The organism is Rhodococcoides kyotonense (assembly GCF_001645385.1).
Classification (GTDB): domain Bacteria; phylum Actinomycetota; class Actinomycetes; order Mycobacteriales; family Mycobacteriaceae; genus Rhodococcoides; species Rhodococcoides kyotonensis_B.
In genome coordinates, this window is the sequence record NZ_LVHI01000040.1 from 203,509 (window position 1) to 226,042 (window position 22,534).

Below are 22,534 nucleotides of genomic sequence, written 5' to 3' on the forward strand. Positions count from 1 at the left end.
GCGGAAATGGAAATTTCCGCTCCGAATTCGTTCTCCACACCCATCCGATTACGCACCCGCGCCGAACTACTTCTCGAGTTCGCGACCATCGAATCTACGTAGTGCTCGACTTCCGTGCACCCGACGATGCCCTAGGAGACCAGGGACAGATGACCGTAAACCGATTGATCAAGAGACTCGACGGCGACGACCGCGTCGAATTGCTTCGCTCCGTTCGTGACGCCGACGTCAGCCCCTATTTCCGCGTCATGGAATCGGCAACCGCGCCCGTCGTACAGGTCGAAGGCGTGGACAAGATCATGTTGGGTTCCAACAACTATCTGGGACTCGCCGACCACCCCGACATCAAACGCGGCGCCCGAGAGGCGCTGGACACCTTCGGCTCCGCCATCACCGGGAGCCGACTGCTCAACGGCACGATGGATCTCCACCTCGAATTGGAGAACGAGATCGCCGAATGGCATCGCACCGAGGGGGCCATGGTGTTCACCACCGGCTATCAGACGAACGTCGGCACGATCAGCGCTGTCGTCGGCAAACAGGACGTCATCGTCGTCGACTCCGCAGCGCACGCGTCGATTCGCGACGGAAGCCAGCTGTCCGGTGCCCGAATTCGCAAGTTCGCACACAACGACCTGCAGGATCTCGAAGCCAAGCTGCAGGAACCGGTCGACGGCGACAGTGCCGTCCTGGTCATCGTCGACGGTCTGTATTCGATGGAAGGTGATCTCGCTCCGCTCGACGAAATCACCGCCCTGTGCACGAAATACGGTGCAGCACTGATGGTCGACGAGGCACACAGTCTCGGCGTCTACGGCGACCGGCTGACCGGCGCCGCCGAACTGTTCGGAACCGAGAACGACACCGACATCCGTATGGCCTCTCTGTCGAAGAGTCCCAGTTCCACCGGCGGATTCATCGCAGGCTCGAACGACCTGCTCGACACACTGCGCATCCACGCCCGCGCCTTTCTGTTCACGACGTCGGGGGTGCCGGCAGCAGTGGGTGCTTCCCTCGCGTCGGTCAGGCTCATCCGCAGCGACGAAGGTCGTCAACGCGCCGACCGCGTACTGCACAACGCAGAAACACTACGAAAAGGACTGGCCGACGCCGGTCTCGACGTCGGCGCGCGATCGAGGACACCGGGCGGTGACACCGCGTCTCCGATCGTGTCACTGCACGTCGGCGACGATCTCGTCGCAATGAGCCTGTGGCGCACGCTGTTCGACCGAGGCATCTTCACCAGCGCGGCTCTGCACCCTGCAGTCCCACGCGACGGGGCCCTGTTGCGGCTGTGCGCGATGGCGTCGCACACGGATTCGCACATCAGGACCGCGATCGAGACCATCACCGACACGGTCGCCGAAAGCCGCGCGGAGCTGCCGTCGTGACACTTCGCATCGCGGTGACCGGAGCGACGAGCGACTTCGCTCGGGCGATACTCCCTGGATTGCTCGACGACGACGACGTCGAGTCGGTCGTGGGAATCGCGCGTCGACGGACCCCCCTCGTGCACCCCAAATTGCAGTCCGTTCGGTCCGACATCCGATCTCCGGAGATGGAACACATCTTTCGGGGGTGCGACGTCGTCGTCCATCTCGCGTTCGTCGTGGAGGAGCTGCGCGACAAACGAACGACACACGACATCAACCAGCGCGGATCGCGCAACGTGCTCGACAGCGCGTACCGCGCAGGCGTACGACGCATGGTCATCGCGTCGAGCATCAACGCGTACGGCCCGGACATCCACGACGAGCCTCTGACCGAGAAGGACTATCCCGCAGGCGATCCCGACCGGTACTACTTCCACGACAAGGCCGAGGTCGAGCACTACGCGGAATGGTGGCTGCGGCGACACCCGGGCGAGATGGCTGTCAGCATGCTCCGGCCGACGTACATCATCGGTCCCGACTTCTCCAACGACGGCATCGATCAGTTCACGTCCACGATCGGCGCATTCCCGCAGGCGGATCGCGCGTCGTACCAGTTCCTGCATCAACACGACCTCGCCGACGCGTTCCACCGGGCGGTGAAACAGGATCTCGACGGACCGTACAACGTCGGGCCACGCGACTGGACAGGCGTGCGTGAACTCGCTGCGATGCAGGGTCAGAGGCTGTTCGACGTGCCTGAACGTGCGGCCGTCGTCGCCGCGAACATCGCCTTCCGTCTGGGCCTCACGCCGTTCTCGGGCCAATGGGTGACGGCAGGCGAACCCGTCGTCGACTCGACGGCCCTGCACACGGCCACCGGATGGTCGCCGACGCTGACGTCGCGAGAATGCGCGGCAATCATGATCCTGCTGCAGGGACGGCCGATTCTCCTGCCCGAATACGCTCTCGAACGCGACGCCGCGTGTGAGGCAGCCCTGGCACCGGCATCGGCAGTCGTGGGCGTCGCCGCAGGTGAACACGTTCAACTGCGGACACCCGACGGAAGTGTGCACTGCGAAGTGCATCGTGGGGGTGGGCGCAGGACGATCGTCCTGCCTGCCCGACCTGGCTCACACGCTCGCTATTGCACTCCGCTGGCCGTGGAACTGCGAGAGCGCGGGTACGACGTCGTCGCGGTCGATCCACCGGGGCACGGGCTCAGCACCGGCCCTCGCGGCCGCGTCGACCAGGCGCAGTTCGACAGGGCTGTCACCGAAGCCGTCGAATATGCGCGGCGCACGTTCGGTGGACCGATATCCATCGTCGTCGACGAGGGCACCCGCTCGCCGTCACCCGACGACCCCTTGGTCCCGACGCGTGTGCGGGGCCGCGTGTCCGTCGCGACCTACGTGACGGCACGCACGATCGACGACGTCATCGCGCACATCGGGCCCGCAGGCGCTGCCACCAGCCAGGCCGCGTCGTCGGCGCCGCAGACGATCCGGGGCTAGACGCACGGGAGGCCCGGGCGGCCGCGTCGACCGCGGCCCGGTTCACCCGCCACTGCTCGACCCACGCGTCGACGTCGACCGGAGAGATGGGAATCAACGGAGGCGACGGCACCCGAATCCAGGCGACGACGCGGGCGTTCAGATCGTGCAGATGGCTGCGGACAGACTCCTCGAGCCGCATGTCGATCAGGACGGCCGGAAGTTTCTCGATTTCCTTGCGTAGCTGCAACGATTCGGGCAGGAGCGCATCGGTGGACAGGTTCTCTCGTTTCAGATAGCCCTTGATCCACCACAACTCGTCGTGCGGACCGGTCCCCTTCGGGATCGGCTTGCCTGCGCCCTCGAGGTTCTCGAACGCGCCCTGCTCCTGCGCTTCTCGAATCTGCTTGTCGACGAACGACTCGAAAGTGACGCCGTGCTTCTTTCTTTCCGTCACACATCGATGATGCCTGTCGGGCGCCTTCGGCGCACGTGAGTACTTATGTAGAGCGGGCTCTACATTAGTACTCACATGGCGTCAGCCGTACTGCTCGACCAGGCGATCGAACTCGGCCCGGTCGATCAGCTGCGGCTCGCCGATCGCCAGTGCCTGCGCGTACTTCGCGGCCAGGTGGTAGTCCCGCCCAAGGGGACCGCGCTCACCGTCGTCTTCCTGGACGCTGGCGCCCGGCGGAACTTCGTTCTGCAGGCCGTTGGTTTCCTTGCCCAGTCGAGCGTCGAGTTCTGCGGTGATCTTCTGCATGATCTCTTGGTCGTCGGTCATGGCTGGTCCAGTACCCAGCGAGCGCCGTCCCCACACGTTCGAGGTTCGTTGTCGGTGCCTCGGGGCATCATGGTCGAATGGCCCGAAAAGTAGAGACCGACGCGACGGCGGCACTCGCGCGTTTCTCCGCGCCGACGCAGGAGTGGTTCGCCGGCGCGTTCCACAGTCCGACGTCCGCGCAGGCAGGGGCCTGGGAAGCAATCTCGAGCGGTCGCCACACGTTGGTCGTCGCGCCGACCGGTTCGGGCAAGACGCTGTCGGCGTTCCTGTGGTCCATCGATCAGCTGGCCACCCGGGACGTCCAGGCCGAACGCAAGACGAAAGTTCTCTACATCTCGCCGCTGAAGGCCCTTGCGGTCGACGTCGAACGCAACCTGCGCGCACCGCTGGTCGGTGTCACTCAGACGGCCAAGCGTCTCGGCCTCGAACCGCCGGACATCTCCGTCGGTGTCCGGTCCGGCGACACAAGTCAGGCCGACCGCCGCACCATGATCAAGACTCCCCCGGACATCCTCATCACCACCCCGGAGTCACTGTTCCTGATGCTGACGTCGTCGGCGCGCGAGGCTCTGACGCTCGTCGACACCGTCATCGTCGACGAGGTCCATGCCGTCGCAGGCACGAAGCGCGGGTCGCACCTCGCGCTCTCGCTCGAACGCCTCGACCTGATGCTGCCGAAACCCACGCAACGCATCGGCCTGTCCGCGACGGTCCGGCCGCACGAGGAGGTCGGCCGATTCCTCACCGGCGCTGCGCCGATCGAGATCGTCGCCCCGCCTGCGCCGAAGACGTTCGACCTCACGGTGCAGGTGCCGGTCGAGGACATGACCGAGCTCGGTGTCACCACGCCCGCCGAAGGAGACGCGTCGGCCGCGCCGCAGCAGGGGTCCATCTGGCCACACGTCGAGGAGAAGATGGTCGACCTGATCCTCGACCACAAGTCGTGCATCGTCTTCGCCAACTCTCGTCGCCTGGCCGAACGTCTGACGGCCCGACTCAACGAGGTGTACGCCGAGCGACTCGGCGACGGAATCGACACCGCACACGGGCCCGCGTCGCAGCTCGGCAGCTCGGGCGAGGTCAACCACGGGGCCGAGCCGCTTCTCGCGCGCGCCCATCACGGCAGCGTCAGCAAGGATCAGCGCGCCCTCATCGAGGACGACCTCAAATCCGGCCGACTGCGATGCGTCGTCGCCACCAGCAGTCTCGAGCTCGGAATCGACATGGGCGCAGTCGATCTCGTCGTTCAGGTCGAAGCACCCCCGTCCGTGGCGAGCGGACTCCAGCGCGTCGGACGCGCCGGCCACCAGGTGGGTGAGATCTCGAAAGGCGTGCTCTTCCCGAAGCATCGCACCGATCTGATCCACTGCGCCGTCACCGTCGAGCGGATGACGACCGGCAAGATCGAAGCGCTTGCCGTACCGGCCAATCCGTTGGACATCCTCGCGCAGCAGACCGTTGCGGCGTGTGCACTCGAGCCCATCGACGCACACGACTGGTTCGACGCGGTCCGGCGCACCGGCAGCTTCGCGACCCTGCCGCGCTCGGCCTACGAGTCGACGCTCGACCTGCTGTCCGGTCGCTATCCGTCGGACGAATTCGCCGAACTACGTCCTCGCCTGGTGTGGGATCGCGACGCCAATACCCTCACCGGCCGTCCCGGGTCGCAGCGGCTTGCCGTCACGTCCGGCGGTTCGATCCCCGACCGCGGACTGTTCACGGTGTATATGGTCGGCGAAAAGGCCTCTCGCGTAGGCGAACTCGACGAGGAAATGGTCTACGAATCGCGCGTCGGGGATGTGTTCGCACTCGGCGCCACCAGTTGGCGCATCGAGGAGATCACCCACGACCGCGTGCTCGTCAGCCCCGCGTACGGTCAGCCCGGGCGTCTGCCGTTCTGGCACGGCGACGGCCTCGGCCGTCCCGCCGAACTGGGTCGGGCTCTCGGCGAGTTCCTCCGCAGTACGTCCGAACGCGAGGGCCTCGACGCGCGACTGAGCGGCGACGGTCTCGACGCCAACGCGGTCACCAACCTGATCTCGCTTCTCGACGAACAGAAGGAGACGACCGGGCAACTTCCCACGGACCGCACGATGATCGTCGAACGGTTCCGCGACGAACTGGGCGATTGGCGCCTCGTGCTGCACTCGACCTACGGCCAGCAAGTGCATGCCCCGTGGGCACTCGCGATCGGCGCGCGGCTGATCGAGCGCTACGGCATCGACGCGGCACCGACGGCGTCCGACGACGGCATCATCGTCCGACTCCCCGACACCGACGACAATCCGCCCGGCGCCGACCTGTTCGTGTTCGACAGCGACGAGATCGCCGACATCGTCACCGAGCAGGTCGGTGGTTCGGCGCTGTTCGCATCGCGCTTCCGTGAATGTGCCGCGCGCGCACTGCTTCTTCCCCGACGCAATCCGGGAAAGCGTGCACCCCTGTGGCAGCAGCGGCAGCGCGCGTCGCAACTGCTCGATGTCGCCCGCCGCTATCCGACATTCCCGATCCTGCTCGAGACCGTGCGCGAATGCCTGCAGGACGTGTACGACCTCCCCGCTCTCGAAGAGATCCTTGCGCAGATCGGGCGTCGGCAGATCCGGATCGTCGAGGTCGAGACACCGTCGCCGTCGCCGTTCGCCAACTCGTTGCTGTTCAACTACGTCGGCGCGTTCATGTACGAGGGCGACAGTCCGCTCGCCGAACGTCGTGCGCAGGCATTGTCGCTGGACTCCGCGCTGCTCGCCGAGTTGCTCGGTCGCGTCGAACTGCGGGAACTGCTCGATCAGTCGGTCATCGAGACCACCGAACTCGAACTGCAACGCCTCGTGCCCGATCGGCGCGCGAAGGACATCGAAGGCGTCGCCGACCTCCTGCGTCTACTCGGCCCGCTCACCGCCGACGAGGTCGACGCCAGGACCCACGGTGACGAGTCGCGACTCTGGCTGGACGAACTGGTCTCGGCCAGACGAGCGTTGGAGGTCACGTACGCCGGGAACACGTGGTGGGCCGCGATCGAAGACGCCAGCCGCCTGCGCGACGCGCTCGGTGTACCCCTTCCGATCGGAACGCCCAACGCGTTCATCGAACCGGTCGACGACCCGATGATCGATCTGATCAGCCGCTACGCCCGTACGCACGGACCGTTCTCGGTCGACGACGTCGCAGCACGGTTCGGTATCGGAACCGCCGTCGTACGGGGTGTATTGGCAACCCTCGGCGCCGACAAGCGCGTCGTCGAAGGCGAGTTCCGGCCCGAGAAGACCGGGAGCGAGTGGTGCGACGCCGAGGTGCTGCGCAGGCTCCGGCGACGGTCTCTCGCGGCCGCACGACAGGAAGTGGAACCTGTCGGCACCGCGACCCTCGGGCGCTTCCTCCCGGCGTGGCAACACGTCGACAGTCGCCAGCTCAGTGGCATCGACGGAGTGGCGTCGGTCGTGGAGCAGCTTGCGGGAGTGCCCATTCCGGCGTCGGCGTGGGAGTCGCTCGTTCTGTCGTCGCGCGTGCGCGACTACTCCCCCGCGATGCTCGACGAACTGACCTCCACCGGTGAGGTGGTCTGGTCCGGCCACGGGTCCATCAGCTCGAAGGACGGCTGGGTCTGTCTGCACATGGCCGACACGGCGCCCCTGACATTGGCGCCGCCTGCCGAAGCAGACCTGTCGGAGTTGCAGATCAACGTGCTCGACGCCGTCGCGGCAGGCGGCGCGTACTTCTTCCGCCAACTGTCCGACACCGTCGGCAGCACCGACGACGACAGCCTGGTCGCAGCATTGTGGGAGCTCGTCTGGGCCGGCCGCCTCAGCAATGACACGTTCGCGCCGTTGCGCGCCCTGCTGAACGCCACCACCACCAGGTCGGCGCCGAGCCACCGGGCGCCCAGGCGCACACCGCGTCTGCGGTCGTATCGGCGATTCGAGCGCCCGACGCTACCGTCACGCAGCGGTCCGCCGACGGCGGGCGGACGCTGGTCCCGTGTCCCCGAACTCGAACCGGATCCGACCGTTCGCGCGCACGCCACCGCCGACGTGCTGCTCGAACGGTACGGCGTCGTGACGCGGGGTTCCGTCATGAACGAGGGAATCCCGGGCGGGTTCGCGACGATGTACAAGGTGCTGACGACATTCGAGGACTCAGGTCGCAGCCGACGCGGCTACTTCGTCGATTCGCTCGGCGGCGCACAGTTCTCGACATCCGAGGTCGTCGACCGGCTGCGCAGCTACGACGAGCGGGAGAAGACAGGGGCCGTCGTTCTGGCTGCGTGTGATCCCGCCAACCCGTACGGCGCCGCGCTGCCGTGGCCGAAGCCCGACGACGACGTCGACACCCCGCGACACCGACCGGGACGCAAAGCAGGTGCACTCGTTGTCCTGCACGAGGGCGAACTGACTCTGTTCGTCGAACGAGGAGGAAAGACCGTGTTGACGTTTTCCGACAACGAGGAGGTCACTGCGACGGCCGCACAGGCGTTGGCCGCGACGGTGAAGCGCGGTGGCGTCGACAAGCTGCTCGTCGAACGCGTCGACGGACACGACATCCACGGCACCGACTTCTCGAAAACGCTTGTCACAGCGGGTTTCTCTGCGACGCCGCGCGGCCTCAGGCTCCGGGGGTAGCCGTGCCCGAAGGCGACACCGTCTATCGTGCTGCGAACAAACTCCGCGCCGCACTCGAAGGAAAAGTGCTCACTCGCTGCGACATTCGTGTGCCGCGTTATGCCACAGTCGACTTCACCGGTCAGACCGTCGACTCGGTCGCATCGCGCGGCAAGCATCTGTTGATCCGCGTGGCAGGTCATTCGATTCACAGCCATCTGAAGATGGAAGGGACGTGGCAGGTCTATCCCCACGGCGCGAAGTGGCGGCGACCCGCATTCCAGGCGCGGGCGATTCTCGAGAACGACGACGCGACGGCAGTGGGCTTCGAACTCGGCGTTCTCGAGATTCTCGAGAACGAGGACGAGGCCGTCGGCTACCTCGGTCCCGATCTGCTCGGCGACGACTGGGATGCAGGCACAGCCGTCGCGAACATCTCCGCCGATCCCGACCGCGCCGTCGGTCTCGCGCTGCTCGATCAACGCAACCTCGCCGGCTTGGGCAACGTGTACCGCAACGAGATCTGCTTCCTTCGCGGCGTCGACCCACGTACCCCGGTGCGCGAGGCAGGCAACATCGGCAAGATGGTCGACCTGTCGTATCGAACGATCTGGGCCAACAAGGACCGCAACCAGCGCGTCACCACCGGCGACCGTCGGGCGGGCCGCCACTTCTGGGTGTACGGCCGAGAAGGAAAACCGTGCAGGCGATGTGGCACGACGATCGAGTTCGGGCTCCTCGGCGACAATCCGATGGAAGAGCGGCAGATCTATTACTGCCCGTACTGCCAGCCCAGTCCCAGCTGATCCACAGGAAGTCGCGCCAGGATCGAATCATGATCTTCTTGGCGATACTCACCCTCGTCGCGATGGCCGCGTCGGGCCCGATGGCAGCACGTGCTCCTCGGTCGCTCGTCCGTACCCGAGAACAGCAGATGGTCCGCGCCGCGCCGCACTAGGCTCCCTCACCATGGCGCCGAATCTGCGACACCTGCTGCATCGCCCGCTGCTGTCGCGCACCGACCCGCTCGACCGCGAGAACGCGGCCAGCCGGATCAGCGCCTACGTGTACGGCAACATCCTGATTCTCGCTGCGCTGATTCCCCTTACGTCACCGGAGGAACACACGTTTCAGGGAGTCGCGATCGTCGTGGGCACCGGAGTGTCGACCTTCGTGGCGCACGCGTTCGCCGAAGGGGTAGGGCAGACCGTGCGCACCGGCTCGCATCTGTCGCGCGCGGGACGGTGGGAGCAACTACGCGACTCGGTGCCGATCCTCAGCGCAACGGTCCTGCCCGCAGCTCTGCTCGCCGTCGGCTGGTGGGGACTGCTCGACCCGGCGATCGGTCAGATCGCCGCCGAGGTCGTCATCATCGCGCGCATCGCGTCGACCAATTTCGTCATCGGCCGCTTGCGCGGCGAGAAACCAACGCGCGGAACGCTGCTCGGATCCATCGCGTTGGCCGTCGCGGCTGCGCTCATCGTGTCCGTCAAGATAGTGCTGACGCACTGACGGAAGGCACAGGTCAGTGCGTTCCGGGCTGCACCGGTTCGAGGATCTCCTGACGCGCCTCCGGGGCGACGACGCGCAGTGCATCCGCAGAATCGTCGTCCGGTTGCATCTGTGATTTGATCTCAGCCTCCACGCGCGCCGTGTAGGTGGTCACCTCTCGATCGACGTCCGACGCATCCCATCCGAGAATGGGCGCCACCAGTCCCGCGACCTGCTCGGCACAGTTGACGCCGCGGTGCGAGTATTCGATGGAGATGCGTGTGCGACGCGCCAGGATGTCCTCGAGGTGCAACGCGCCCTCGGCCACCGCCGCGTAAACGACCTCGACCTGCAGGTAGCTGGGCGCGTCGGTGATGGGCTGCAGCAGATACGGCTTGTCGGCTGCCAGCGCGAGAACGTCGTCGATCAGCGAACCGTACCGATCGAGCAGATGCGTGACCCGATAGGGATGCAGACCGTACATCTGGGCGAGGTGGTGGGTCTGGTTGACCAGCGCGAAGTAGCCGTCGGCACCGAGCAGCGGCACCTTCTCGGTGATCGACGACGCGACGCGCGCCGGAATGTCGTCGGACGCGAGGTCGACGGCGTCCTTGGCCATGACCCGGTACGTCGTGTACTTGCCGCCCGCGATGGCGACGAGTCCGGGCGCAACGCGCGCGACGGCGTGTTCACGGGACAACTTCGACGTCTCGTCGCTCTCCCCCGCCAGCAGCGGCCGCAATCCGGCGTAGACACCGTCGATGTCCTCGTGCGTCAACGGCGTCACCAGAACCGTGTTGACCTCGCCGAGGATGTAGTCGATGTCGGCTTTCGTCGCCGCCGGGTGGGCGAGATCGAGCTTCCAGTCGGTGTCGGTGGTGCCGATGATCCAATGAGCACCCCACGGGATGATGAACAGCACGGACTTCTCGGTGCGCAGAATGATGGCCGCCTCGCTGACGATGCGATCGCGCGGGACGACGATGTGCACGCCCTTGGATGCGCGAACACGGAACCTACCGCGTTGCGACGACAACGCCTGGATCTCGTCGGTCCACACACCCGTCGCGTTGATGACGACGTGGCCGCGTACCTCGGTGGTGGCACCGTTCTCCGAGTCCCGCACCCGCACGCCCGACACTCGATCGGCTTCGCGCAGGAATCCGACGACCTGCGTCGACGTCCGAACGACGGCCCCGTACTGAGCCGCCGTCCGCGCGACGGTCATCGTGTGCCTCGCGTCGTCGACGACGGTGTCGTAGTAGCGAATTCCGCCGATCAGCGACTTGCGCTTCATGCCGGGAGCCATCCGCAGCGCGCCGGAGCGCGTCAGATGTTTCTGCGCGGGAACGGACTTGGCGCCGCCCATTCGGTCGTACAGAAAGATTCCCGACGCGATGTAGGGACGTTCCCAGACACGATGCGTCAGCGGGAACAGGAATTTCAGCGGTTTGACCAGGTGGGGAGCAAGTGTCGACAGCGACAGCTCGCGCTCGTGCAGAGCCTCACGCACCAGCCCGAACTCGAGCTGCTCGAGGTAGCGCAGACCGCCGTGGAACATCTTCGACGAGCGACTCGACGTACCGGACGCGAAGTCACGTGCCTCGACGAGCGCCACCTTGAGCCCACGCGTCGCCGCGTCGAGTGCCGCTCCGGCTCCGACCACGCCACCGCCGACGACCACGACGTCGAACTGTTCGGATCCCAGCTGCTCCCACGCGTCGTCGCGCGCCTGTGGCCCGAGGGATGTGGTGTTCGACTTGTTGCTCAAGAACTCGCTCCCGTGTCGCGTGGATTCGAAGCAGCCGTGCTCTACCCGGATGTCGTGCTTCTCCGAGATTCACCGCAAGGCTACCGTTCGTCACGTATACCCGCGCGACCCGAAACGATAGATCCGGCCGAACAAGGGAGCTTTGGTGACGTCCGACACCTTCATCGCATCGATCGACCAGGGAACCACCTCGAGCAGGTGCATCATCTTCGGACACGACGGCAAACCCGTCGGCTCGGCGCAGAAGGAGCACCGGCAGATCTTCCCTCGCGCAGGCTGGGTCGAGCACGACGCGGAGGAAATCTGGGTGGGCGTGCGTGAGGTCGTCGGCGCCGCGCTCGGAAACGCCGACGTCAAGGCGCAGGACATCGCCGCCGTCGGCATCACCAACCAACGCGAGACCGCGCTCGTCTGGGACAGGGCAACGGGCAAACCCGTGTACAACGCCATCGTGTGGCAGGACACGCGCACCGACGAACTGTGCAGGAAGCTCGCGGGCGACGCGGGTGCGGACCGATACCAGAGCGTCACCGGGCTTCCCCTGTCGACGTACTTCGCCGGCCCGAAGGTGCGGTGGATTCTCGACAACGTGGACGGGGCACGCGAGCGTGCCGATGCGGGAGAACTGTGTTTCGGCACGATGGACTCGTGGGTGCTGTGGAACCTGACCGGCGGCACGAACGGCGGCAAGCACATCACCGACGTCACGAACGCGTCGCGCACGTTGCTGATGGACATCGAGACGCTGCAGTGGCGCGAGGACATCTGCGCGGACTTCGAGATCCCGATGTCGATGCTGCCCGAGATCAAGACGTCGTCGGAGATCTACGGTGAGGTTCGGCCGCGAGGCGTGCTGGCGGGAGTGCCCATCTCGGGGATCCTGGGTGATCAGCAGGCCGCGACCTTCGGGCAGGCGTGTCTGTCTCCCGGCGAAGCGAAGAACACCTACGGCACCGGAAACTTCTTGTTGCTCAACACGGGAACGACACCGGTCCGCAGCGAGCACGGACTGCTCACCACCGTCTGCTACAAACTCGGCGACGCGGACACCGTCTACGCGCTCGAAGGATCCGTCGCGGTGACGGGCTCGCTCGTGCAGTGGTTGCGCGACAATCTCGGCATCATCCGCGACGCCCGAGAAATCGAAGAATTGGCGGACACCGTCGACGACAACGGCGGTGTCTACTTCGTGCCTGCGTTCTCCGGTCTGTTCGCGCCGCGGTGGCGTCCGGATGCCCGCGGCGTCATCTCCGGACTCACTCGTTTCGCGAACAAGGGGCACATCGCCCGAGCAGCATTGGAGGCCACTGCATTTCAGACCCGCGAGGTCATCGACGCGATGAACGCGGATTCCGACGTGACGCTGACGACGCTCAAGGTCGACGGCGGCATGGTCGTCAACGAGCTCCTCATGCAGTTCCAATCCGACGTGCTCGGCGTTCCCGTCGTGCGACCGGTCGTCAACGAGACCACCGCGCTGGGCGCAGCCTATGCCGCGGGCCTCGCCGTCGGCTACTGGAACGGCGAGGACGACATCCGCGCCAATTGGGCCGCCGACAAGACGTGGGAACCCGATCTCGACGAGGATGTCCGCGAAGAGATGTACCGAACCTGGAACCGCGCCGTCGAACGCACCTACGACAGCGTGTGAGCCGTGTCGGCGTGAGCCGACTTCAGACGTCGAACTGCTTCCTGCAGAACGGGTTCCGCTGAACTCGCGAAACAGAGCCGCGCCGCACCGGAGTACTGCGGCGCGTCGGCGAACGCTCGACCGGGCACGAACGCCACCCCGTTCTCCAGCGCCGTGGGGAGCAGTGCGGTCGTGTCCGTGCCGTCACGGAACGTCAGCCAGACGAACATTCCGCCGTCGGCGGGCGAGATGTGCACTCGATCGTCGAACTCTGCTTCCACTGCAGTCCGCAGCGCGGTCGCGCGCTGTCCGTACGCACTGCGCAGACGTTCCAGATGCATCCCGAGCCACGATGTGTCCGACAGCATCTCGGCCGTCATCTGCTGCGTCATCGACGAGCCGCACAGGTCCGCACCCTGCTTGAGCAGTTCGACAGCGTCGCACACTCTCTTCGGCGCGACCATCCAGCCGACCCGTAGCGCCGGTGCCAGGATCTTCGACGCACTCGACAGTCGGACGACACGGTCCGAGTGCGCCGCGATCGGCGGCGACGGCGGCGCGTCGAACCAGATCTCGCCGTAGGGGTCGTCCTCGAGAATCCAGAATCCGTAGCGATCGGCCAACGCCGCGAGATGCGCTCGCTTGTCGTGCGACATCGTGACGCCACGAGGATTGTGGAAGTTGGCGACCGTATGGACCAGGGCTGGGCGCAGACCGGCCGCGAGACGGCGCTCGAGCTCGTACGTGTCCATGCCGTCGGCCGCGATCGGAATTGCGTGGATGTCGGCACCGGCGATCGAAAACACTTGCAGCGCACCGGTATACGCGGGTTCGTCGACCACGACCACTGTGCCGGGGTCCACCAGAGCCTGCGCCACCAGAGTCAGCGCCTGTTGCGAGCCGTGCGTCACGACGACGTTCGATGGATCGACGACGCGTCCGATCGCGTCGGACTCACGTCCGGCGATGACCTCGCGCAGCCCCCGCCATCCCGGGGTCTCGCCGTACTGAACGGCCTGAGGTTCGGACAGCACCGCAGCCGCGGCTTCTCGAACCCGTTGCGCTGGAATGAGTTCCGTGGCCGGAAGCCCACCGGCGAGCGAGATGACATCGTCGCGCGCAGTCAACGCGAGCAGGTCGCGAATCGCCGAACTCTGCACGGAATCGAGGCGACGAGCCAACGACGGAATGGTTGTCATGGATTTCTCCCAGCAGCGAAATACGGATGTACGAGCTACCCGAGGATCGACTGGGGTGCGAAGTGTGCCGGATGGTGGTCGGCACACGCCAGTATGTCATGACAACTCGACGTGCGGCTACGCCACCCGTGCCTGGATAGTTGCAACCCGGGCCAACTTTCCGCGCACGGGTGGCGAAGCCGCACTAGTCCAGATCGTCGTGACGCATGAGCTGCCGCGCCGCCTCGGTGATCGACCCCGTCAGCGACGGGTACACCGAGAAGGTCGCAGCCAGGTCGTTGACCGACAGGTTGTTCTGCACGGCCATCGCGATCGGCAGGATCAGCTCGGACGCGGTCGGCGCGACGACGACGCCACCGATGACGACGCCGGTGGCCGGACGGCAGAAGATCTTCACGAAGCCGCGCTTGAGACCGGACATCTTGGCGCGCGGGTTGGTGGCGAGCGGCAACATGACCGTGCGCGCCGGAACCTCGCCCTTGTCGATGGCCGACTGGCTGACGCCGACCGACGCGATCTCGGGGCGTGTGAACACCGCCGACGCGACGGTCTTGAGCTTGATCGGCGTGACGCCCTCACCGAGCGCGTGGTACATCGCGATGCGTCCCTGCATCGCCGCAACCGACGCGAGCGGCAGGAGGCCGGTGCAGTCACCGGCGGCGTAGATGCCCGACACGGACGTTCGCGAGACGCGGTCGACGCGCAGGTAACCGCCGCGGTCGAGCTCGATGCCGACCTTCTCGAGACCGAGGCCCGACGTGTTCGGGACCGAGCCGACCGTCATCAGCGCGTGGCTGCCCTCGACGGTTCGGCCGTCGGCGAGCGTGACGATCACGCCGGAGTCGGTGCGCTGAACGGACTCGGCACGGGCGTGCTTGACCAGCGTGACACCACGCTCGTTGAACGCCTCCTCCAGCACGAGCGCTGCATCCTCGTCCTCGTGTGGCAGCACGCGGTCGCGGCTCGACACGGCGGTCACCTTGACGCCCATCTCGGTGTACGCCGACACGAACTCGGCACCGGTGACACCGGATCCGACGACGATCAGGTGCTCGGGTAGCGCGTCGAGGTCGTACAGCTGACGCCAGTTGAGGATGCGCTCTCCGTCCGGTTCGGCACCCTTCAGAACCCGCGGGCTCGCACCCGTCGAGATCAGCACGACGTCGGCGTCGAGGATGCGCTCGCTGCCGTCGGCGAGGGTGGCACGCACCTGGTGGGCAGCCATTCCGACCTGGCTGTCGATCATCTCGCCGCGTCCGGAGAGCAGTTCGACGCCGACCGAGCGCACGCGCGCCGCGATGTCCGCCGACTGGGCCTGCGCCAAGCTCTTCACACGCTCGTTGATCTGCGGGAGCGCGACGGTGGCCTTCGACGGATCGAGCGAGATACCGAGATCGGTCGCGCGTCGCATCTCCGTCCTGATGCCGGTCGACGCGATGAACGTCTTCGACGGCACGCAGTCCCACAGAACGCAGGCGCCACCCACTCCTTCCGAATCGACGAGAGTGACGGTGCCCCCGTGTTGTGCTGCCACCAGCGCTGCCTCGTACCCTGCGGGTCCGCCACCGATGATCACGATCCGGGTCATTGAGCCTCTTCCTTGTGGGAGTGAGTTCGAGCGCCTGTGGGTTCAAACTTATTCCCTTCGCGAAGTCTCTGCATCGGTAAGGATTACTTCACTTGCCTTCGACCTGCCGAAACGCCCGATTCGGGGCTTCCGACGCATGGCAGACACACCCGACGGTTTAGGCTTGCCGACGTGCCGATCTATGCCGCTTACGGATCCAACATGCATCCGGAGCAGATGTTGCAGCGTTGCCCGCACTCTCCGATCTCGGGAACCGGGTGGCTGCACGGCTGGCGGTTGACGTTCGCCGGTGGCGACATCGGCTGGGAAGGTGCACTGGCCACCGTCGTCGAGGACGCCGATTCCAAGGTCTTCGTCGTGCTGTACGACGTTCCGGTCGAGGACGAAGAGCGCCTCGACCGCTGGGAGGGATCCGAACTCGGCTTCCACCGCAAGATCCGCCTGCGCATCGACACCGAGGACGGTCCCGTCCTGGCCTGGCTGTACGTGGTCGACGCGTACGAGGGTGGCCTGCCGTCGGCTCGCTACCTCGGCGTCATGGCCGACGCCGCCGAAATCGCCGGTGCGCCCGCCGACTACGTGCGCGGACTCCGCACCCGCAACAGCCGTAACGTCGGGCCGGGGACTACCTGACGTGTACGGAAGTACATAGCCCGCTAGTTCGGGTCGAGCGCGATGCTCGTCATCACCTTGACGCCGACGGCGAGGGCTCGCTCGTCGAGATCGAACGTCGGCTGGTGAATGTCGAGCTGCGGACCTGATCCGGACCACACACCGAGCCTCGCCATGGATCCCGGGATGTCCTCGAGGTACCACGAGAAATCCTCCCCGCCACCGGATTGCGCGGTGTCGGCGAGCGCCGCGGGTCCGACCCGGTGAATCGCCTTCTCGAAGACGCGCGTCGCGGCCTCGTCGTTGACGACGGGTGGGACCCCGCGCCGGTAGTGAAGCTCGTACTGCACACCCGTCGGCGCAAGTAACCCGGCGACGATCTCGTGCACCATCGGTTCGAGCAACGCCCACGTGTCGTGATCGCCGGTACGGACCGTTCCGGTCAGCATGCCGGTCTGCGGGATCGCGTTGGGTGCCTGGCCCGCGACGACCGCTCCCCACACCATGACGGTGCTGGTCCTGGGGTCGATTCGGCGACTGAGCATCCCGGGCAAGCCGGTGATGACCGTGCCGAGCGCGTACACGAGGTCGGTCGTCAGGTGCGGCCGCGACGTGTGCCCACCCGGTGAGTCCAACCGCAGCTCGACGGTGTCGGCGGCCGACGTGATCGCGCCGACGCGCACACCGACCTTGCCGACCTCCAGTCGCGGATCGCAGTGCAGCGCGAAGATCTTCGTCAGGTCCTTCAGCGCACCTGCCGCGACGACGTCGAGCGCACCTCCCGGCATGACCTCCTCCGCCGGCTGAAAGATCAGTCGAACACCGAACGGCAGAGCGGGAAGCGACGCGAGCGCGAGCGCGGTACCGAGCAGAACCGTCGTATGCGCGTCGTGGCCGCACGCGTGCGAGACGCCGGGGACCGTCGACGAATACGCCGCGCCGGTGAATTCCTGCAACGGCAACGCGTCCATGTCGGCACGCAGCCCGACGCGCGGGCCGTCCGGGCCGATGTCGCACGTCAGGCCGGTGCCTCCCGGCAACAGCTTGGGCGTCAATCCGGCGGCTTCGAGCTGTTCGACGACGAACGCCGTCGTGGCGAATTCACGCCGTGCCAGTTCGGGATTCGCGTGGATGTGACGACGCCACTGCGACAGCTCGTCGGCGTGCTCGAGAATCCATTTGTCGACGAGCGCGAAGTTCTCGATCATCGTGCAGCCGCCCGCGCTTCGACGCCGCCGAGCAGACGTGCACGCACCTCGGCATCGGTCACCGCGCGAACCGTCGTCCGCGCGAGGAGCTGTGCGCCGTCGAGCACCGCCCTGTCGGCGGACTCGGTGACGCAGGCCGCGGCGAACTCCGGTTGATGCGTCACGGCCCCACCGGAATCGAGTCCGATGATCGGGTGGATGCCGGGTAGAACATTCGTCACGTTTCCCATGTCCGTACTGCCCAGTGGGCGAAATCCTTCCAACTCCGGTGCGAGCGGTGTGCGTCCGATCGACTCCGCTTCGCGGCGATAGGCGGCCGAGAGCCACGGATCCGGCGTCAACTCCGCATAGGTCGGCGAGACCGTTCTGATCTCGTGCGTGCACCCGGTCGCGATCGCGCCTGCCTCGAAACAGGCGTACGCCTTCTTCGTGAGCGCCTCGAGCGACTCCGACGTCGTGGCCCGCAGGTAGTAGAGCAGCTCGGCGTGGCCGGGCACGATGTTGGGCGCGAGGCCGCCGTCGCTGACGATGCCGTGCACCTGCTGACCCGGTGACAGATGCTGGCGCATCAGCCCGAGCGCCACCTGGCTCACGGTGACGGCGTCGGCGGCGTTGATGCCCCACTCGGGCGCAGCCGACGCGTGTGCCGCGCGTCCGGTGAACGACACGGCGATGTCCGACAATGCCAACGACGTCGCGCCGACGATGTCGAACGGGCCCGGGTGAACCATGATCGCCGTTGCGATGTCGTCGAACACGCCTCGCTCCAGCATGAGGACCTTGCCGCCACCGGTCTCCTCGGCGGGCGTCCCCAGAACCCGAACAGTGATGCCGAGCCGGTCGGCGACGGGTGCGAGCGCCAACGCCGCGCCCACCGCCGACGCCGCGATGATGTTGTGGCCGCACGCGTGCCCGATCTCCGGCAACGCGTCGTACTCGGCACAGATTCCGACGACCAGTTCGCCACTGCCGAAGCTCGCCGTGAACGCGGTCGGCATGTCCGCGACACCGACCTCGACGTCGAAGTCGGCCGCTCGCAGAAGCTCCATCACCTTCGCGGCACTCTTGTGCTCTTCGAACGCCAGTTCCGGCTCGGAATGAATCGAGTGCGAGAGCTCTATCAGGTCGGTTGCAGCGCTGTGCACACCTGCATCGGTCTCATCGATCACCGACCCAGTCTGTCACTACTGGTTTCCGAAGCTGAAGTTGCTCTCACCCGTCGGAGTGTTCAGTGCTGCGAGGACGTCGGCGTGAATGCCCCGTTTGATGCCCGCGAGGTTCGGTCCGCGGGTGCCGGTCAGCGCCGCCGCACGCGCGACGGCATCCGGCAGTACACGATCCACGTCGGCCACCGCGTCGGCGATACCGGCGGCGACCGCGTCGGGACCGCCGTAGCGCTTGCCCGTGGTCATGGCCTCGACGGCCGTCTGCTTCGGCAGCCTGCCGGTGATCAGGGCGGACATGCCGATCGTGAACGGCATGTTCAGCGACACCTCGGGGAGGCAGTAGAAGCCACGATCGGCGCGCACGACGCGGAAGTCGTGGGCCGTCGCGAGCATCGCGCCTGCACCGAATGCGTGCCCCTGCACCGCGGCGACGGTCGCCATCGGGAACGTGAGCAGCCGCGTGTACAGGGTGTGGACGCGGTCGAGGTACGAAGTGATCTTGTCGAGGTTCGCGAACAGCCAATCGGTGTCGAGGCCGTTGGTGAAGAACTTGCCGGTCGCCGACGTCACCAACGCAGACGGACCCGAGATCGCCTCGACCTCGTCGAGCAGCGAGTGGACGCTGTCGATCCAGTCGGGGTGAAACCGATTCTCGGAGTCCTCGGTCGACCCCTCGGGACCGAGAAACAGGATGTGCACGTCGCCGTCGCGTTCGAGGTAAGGCATGAGCCGGATACTACCCGGCAGTAACTTATTCGGTAGTGGGCATGGTGTACCAGTCTCGGCGCCGACGATGCGGGATCCCGCGTGCCGGACATCGACAGTGGAACACCATGCCCACCCGCGGTGTAGCTGAGACGGGAACGGCCCTATCTCCTAGGGTTGAACCCCGTGGGAACTACAGACGAGCAGCGACCCGACCCGACCACCGACCCGACCGGCGCAGCGTCCGCCGCTGCCGCCGCGATCGCAGACGCCACCGGAGTCTCCTCGCATTCGGTCGCGATCGTGCTCGGGTCCGGATGGCAGGCTGCGGCAGAACCTTTCGGCACTCCGACGGCAACGCTCCGGATGGCCGACCTGCCCGGGTTCGCAGCGCCGTCCGCGTCGGGTCATTCGGGCACCATCACGTCGGTGAACGTCGGCGGCACCCACACCCTGCTACTGCAGGGCCGCACCCACGCGTACGAGGGCCACGATCTGCGACGCGTCGTGCATCCGGTCCGGTCGGCCATCGCGACCGGAGTGAAGACGGTCGTGTTGACGAACGCCGCGGGCGGCATCCGGGAGGGCATGAGCGTCGGACAACCCGTGCTGATCTCGGACCACCTCAATCTCACGGCTCGGTCGCCGCTCGTCGGTGCCGAATTCGTCGATCTGGTCGACGCGTACTCCTCCGATCTGCGCGATCTCGCCCGCGAGATCGACCCGTCGCTCGAAGACGGCGTGTACGCCGGTCTGCCCGGTCCGCACTACGAGACGCCCGCCGAAATTCGCATGCTGCGCACGCTCGGTGCCGATCTCGTCGGTATGTCGACCGTCCACGAGACCATCGCTGCCCGCGCACAGGGCGCACGCGTGCTCGGTATCTCGCTCGTGACCAATCTGGCCGCGGGCATGACGGGTGAGCACCTGAACCACGCCGAAGTTCTCGAGGCGGGCAAGGCATCCGCGTCGCGGATGGGTGATCTGCTGCACCGCCTGGTGACGTCGCTGTGACGTCCGAGCCATCGGCGCTGGCCGAGCAGGTTGCCGCGTGGATCGCCGGCGACCCGGACCCGTCGACGCGCGAGGAACTGTCCGAGCTGACGGACGACGAACTGGCCGAACGCTTTCGCGCTCCTCTCTCGTTCGGCACCGCAGGCCTGCGCGGCGAGGTGCGTGCGGGACCGAACGGGATGAACGTCGCCGTCGTCGTTCGGACGTCGGCAGGCATCGGTGCGTGGTTGCAGAAGAAGTGCCTGGGCGGATCGACGGTCGTCGTCGGTCGCGACGCGCGGCACGGCTCCGAGACGTTCGCGACCGCGGCGGCGGAAACCTTGGCCGCTCAGGGGTTTTCGGTCGTTCTCCTGCCCCGGCCGCTGCCGACGCCTGTGCTCGCGTTCGCGGTGCGAGCGTTGGGCGCCGATCTCGGCGTGCAGATCACCGCGTCGCACAATCCGGCGGCGGACAACGGGTACAAGGTCTATCTCCGCGGCGGCGCACAACTCGTTCCGCCCGCCGACAAGGAGATCGAAGCGGAGATCGCGGCTGTCGGCCCCGCAGTCGACGTACCCCGGACACAGGTGTCGCCCGGTGGATCCGACGTCGCGGCCCGCTATCTCGACACGTTGCCCGCGCTCGTCCGTTCCCCGCGTCGCGCGATCAGAATTGCCCTGACGCCCTTGCACGGCGTCGGCGGCGAGCTCGCGCTGACGGCGTTGCGGGGACTCGGTTTTCGAGACATCCACGTCGTCGAGAGTCAATTCGCGCCCGACCCCGAGTTTCCGACCGTCGCGTTCCCCAACCCCGAGGAATCGGGCGCGGCCGATGCCGTGCTCGCACTCGCCGCGGAGGTGAACGCCGACCTCGCGATCGCACTCGATCCCGACGCCGACCGATGTGCGATCGGCATTCCCGGACCGACGGGATGGCGCATGCTCACCGGCGACGAGACCGGCGCACTGCTGGCCGATCACATTCTGACGACGGCACCGCCGAACTCGTTGGTGGCCAACACGATCGTGTCGTCGCAGTTGTTGGCAGCGCTCGCTCCCGCCCGCGGTGCGCGGTACGCCCGGACCTTGACCGGGTTCAAATGGCTCGTCCGAGCCGGGCAGGGCCTGGTCTACGCCTACGAGGAAGCGATCGGCCACTGCGTGGACCCAGAGCACGTCCTGGACAAGGACGGCATCTCCGGCGCCGTCGTTCTCGCCGACCTCACGGCGCTGTGCGCGGCGGACGGGCGGACCCTGCAGAACATGCTCGACGACCTGGCCGTCGAATTCGGTGTCCACGCGGGAGCTCAGGTGTCGAAGCGCGTGACCGACCTGGACGACATCGCGTCGATGATGAAGGCGCTGCGTGCGACGCCTCCCACGGAGCTCGCGGGCATCGATGTCACCGTCACCGACTTCCTCTCCCAACGCGGACCCCTGCGTACCGACGCCGTCGAACTCGCCGGGGACGGCATTCGCGTCGTCGTGCGACCGTCCGGCACCGAGCCGAAGGTGAAGGCCTACCTCGAAGCCGTGGTGCCCGTCGCCGATCGAGCCGGGTTGGCGGACGCCCGCGCCGCCGCCGAGTCGACGCTGGAGGCGTTGAAGAAGGCGACTTCGTCACTCGTGCGCGCGAATGTATAGCCCGCTACACGGCGGTCTCAAGCAGTCATCGCAACGTGCCTGATCATTGAGGGATGGTTGCGATGGGACGTCCGGTGTACACCCATGAGGTGCGGATGCTGTTCTGGGTTCTGTTGGGTTGGGGCTCGACGGTGAAAGTGAATCACCCCAGGTTCTGTGCCGCCTCCAGTTGGGGCTGATCCTCGGTTCCGAAGCCAGCGTAGTAGAGAGTTTCGTACTCGATCGGGGGCATATGCCCGATGCTCGAGTGGAGACGTCGAGCGTTGTACCAATCGACCCATCCGGC

At 66.5% G+C, this 22,534-nt stretch carries 18 protein-coding genes; 10 read left to right on the forward strand and 8 right to left on the reverse strand.

Features of this window, described 5'->3' with window-relative positions; translation table 11 throughout:
* Nucleotides 1–149: 149 nt before the first annotated feature.
* Both A3K89_RS24415 and A3K89_RS24420 read left to right on the forward strand, forming a co-directional pair.
* The gene (locus A3K89_RS24415; protein WP_068432103.1) at nucleotides 150–1,391 is read left to right on the forward strand and encodes an aminotransferase class I/II-fold pyridoxal phosphate-dependent enzyme; all 1,242 of its coding nucleotides are present in this window, start codon (nucleotides 150–152) and stop codon (nucleotides 1,389–1,391) included.
* Nucleotides 1,388–2,884, forward strand: coding sequence for an NAD-dependent epimerase/dehydratase family protein (locus tag A3K89_RS24420; RefSeq protein ID WP_068431958.1), 1,497 nt, complete (start codon nucleotides 1,388–1,390; stop codon nucleotides 2,882–2,884). The genes A3K89_RS24415 and A3K89_RS24420 overlap by 4 nt, the downstream gene beginning before the upstream one ends.
* On the opposite strand, the gene A3K89_RS24425 is transcribed toward A3K89_RS24420, so the two are convergent.
* Entirely contained in the window at nucleotides 2,808–3,320 is a 513-nt protein-coding gene (locus A3K89_RS24425; RefSeq protein ID WP_068431961.1) for a J-domain-containing protein, read from the reverse strand. The genes A3K89_RS24420 and A3K89_RS24425 overlap by 77 nt on opposite strands.
* An 81-nt stretch (nucleotides 3,321–3,401) precedes the next feature.
* Entirely contained in the window at nucleotides 3,402–3,647 is a 246-nt protein-coding gene (locus A3K89_RS24430) for a modification methylase HgiDII (protein WP_068431965.1), read from the reverse strand.
* A gap of 77 nt (nucleotides 3,648–3,724) precedes the next feature.
* On the opposite strand from A3K89_RS24430, the gene A3K89_RS24435 reads away from it, so the two are divergent.
* Genes A3K89_RS24435 through A3K89_RS24445 form a run of 4 tightly spaced genes read left to right on the forward strand, consistent with a single transcriptional unit; the run spans nucleotide 3,725 to nucleotide 9,754 of the window.
* Nucleotides 3,725–8,263, forward strand: a complete 4,539-nt coding sequence (locus A3K89_RS24435; RefSeq protein ID WP_068431968.1) for an ATP-dependent helicase — start codon at nucleotides 3,725–3,727, stop codon at nucleotides 8,261–8,263.
* 2 nt (nucleotides 8,264–8,265) lie between these two features.
* Entirely contained in the window at nucleotides 8,266–9,048 is a 783-nt protein-coding gene (locus tag A3K89_RS24440) for a DNA-formamidopyrimidine glycosylase family protein (protein ID WP_068431971.1), read from the forward strand.
* A 29-nt stretch (nucleotides 9,049–9,077) separates the two neighbouring features.
* The gene (locus A3K89_RS26630; RefSeq protein WP_261769047.1) at nucleotides 9,078–9,200 is read left to right on the forward strand and encodes a hypothetical protein; all 123 of its coding nucleotides are present in this window, start codon (nucleotides 9,078–9,080) and stop codon (nucleotides 9,198–9,200) included.
* 11 nt (nucleotides 9,201–9,211) lie between these two features.
* Nucleotides 9,212–9,754, forward strand: a complete 543-nt coding sequence (locus A3K89_RS24445) for a hypothetical protein (RefSeq protein WP_068431974.1) — start codon at nucleotides 9,212–9,214, stop codon at nucleotides 9,752–9,754.
* 13 nt (nucleotides 9,755–9,767) lie between these two features.
* On the opposite strand, the gene A3K89_RS24450 is transcribed toward A3K89_RS24445, so the two are convergent.
* Complete coding sequence (locus tag A3K89_RS24450) at nucleotides 9,768–11,504, reverse strand: glycerol-3-phosphate dehydrogenase/oxidase (protein WP_068431977.1); 1,737 nt, start codon at nucleotides 11,502–11,504, stop codon at nucleotides 9,768–9,770.
* Between the two features lie 145 nt (nucleotides 11,505–11,649).
* On the opposite strand from A3K89_RS24450, the gene glpK reads away from it, so the two are divergent.
* Complete coding sequence (gene glpK / locus A3K89_RS24455; RefSeq protein ID WP_068431981.1) at nucleotides 11,650–13,155, forward strand: glycerol kinase GlpK; 1,506 nt, start codon at nucleotides 11,650–11,652, stop codon at nucleotides 13,153–13,155.
* Here glpK and A3K89_RS24460 read toward each other — a convergent pair.
* Nucleotides 13,140–14,333: an aminotransferase-like domain-containing protein gene (locus tag A3K89_RS24460; RefSeq protein WP_068431984.1), complete on the reverse strand. Its 1,194-nt coding sequence runs from the start codon at nucleotides 14,331–14,333 to the stop codon at nucleotides 13,140–13,142. The two genes, glpK and A3K89_RS24460, sit on opposite strands and share 16 nt — an antisense overlap.
* Nucleotides 14,334–14,517: 184 nt before the next feature.
* Nucleotides 14,518–15,921 carry an NAD(P)H-quinone dehydrogenase gene (locus A3K89_RS24465; RefSeq protein WP_068431986.1) on the reverse strand — a complete coding sequence of 468 codons (1,404 nt, stop codon included), beginning with the start codon at nucleotides 15,919–15,921 and terminating at the stop codon, nucleotides 14,518–14,520.
* Between the two features lie 171 nt (nucleotides 15,922–16,092).
* On the opposite strand from A3K89_RS24465, the gene A3K89_RS24470 reads away from it, so the two are divergent.
* Entirely contained in the window at nucleotides 16,093–16,554 is a 462-nt protein-coding gene (locus A3K89_RS24470) for a gamma-glutamylcyclotransferase (protein WP_068431989.1), read from the forward strand.
* A gap of 23 nt (nucleotides 16,555–16,577) precedes the next feature.
* Here the strand turns inward: A3K89_RS24470 and A3K89_RS24475 are convergent, their stop codons facing one another.
* From A3K89_RS24475 to A3K89_RS24485, 3 genes are read right to left on the reverse strand one after another with little or no spacing between them, the layout of a single operon-like run.
* The gene (locus A3K89_RS24475) at nucleotides 16,578–17,741 is read right to left on the reverse strand and encodes a M20 family metallopeptidase (RefSeq protein WP_068431992.1); all 1,164 of its coding nucleotides are present in this window, start codon (nucleotides 17,739–17,741) and stop codon (nucleotides 16,578–16,580) included.
* A complete protein-coding gene (locus tag A3K89_RS24480; RefSeq protein WP_068431994.1) occupies nucleotides 17,738–18,910 on the reverse strand; it encodes a M20 family metallopeptidase in 1,173 nt (390 codons plus the stop codon). The genes A3K89_RS24475 and A3K89_RS24480 overlap by 4 nt, the downstream gene beginning before the upstream one ends.
* Nucleotides 18,911–18,925: 15 nt before the next feature.
* Nucleotides 18,926–19,633, reverse strand: a complete 708-nt coding sequence (locus A3K89_RS24485) for an enoyl-CoA hydratase/isomerase family protein (protein ID WP_068431997.1) — start codon at nucleotides 19,631–19,633, stop codon at nucleotides 18,926–18,928.
* A gap of 165 nt (nucleotides 19,634–19,798) precedes the next feature.
* Here A3K89_RS24485 and A3K89_RS24490 point away from each other — a divergent pair, with 165 nt between their 5' ends.
* Together A3K89_RS24490 and A3K89_RS24495 are read left to right on the forward strand one after the other, a co-directional pair.
* Complete coding sequence (locus A3K89_RS24490) at nucleotides 19,799–20,626, forward strand: purine-nucleoside phosphorylase (RefSeq protein WP_068432000.1); 828 nt, start codon at nucleotides 19,799–19,801, stop codon at nucleotides 20,624–20,626.
* 17 nt (nucleotides 20,627–20,643) lie between these two features.
* A complete protein-coding gene (locus A3K89_RS24495) occupies nucleotides 20,644–22,248 on the forward strand; it encodes a phospho-sugar mutase (RefSeq protein ID WP_157105442.1) in 1,605 nt (534 codons plus the stop codon).
* Nucleotides 22,249–22,534: the final 286 nt, after the last annotated feature.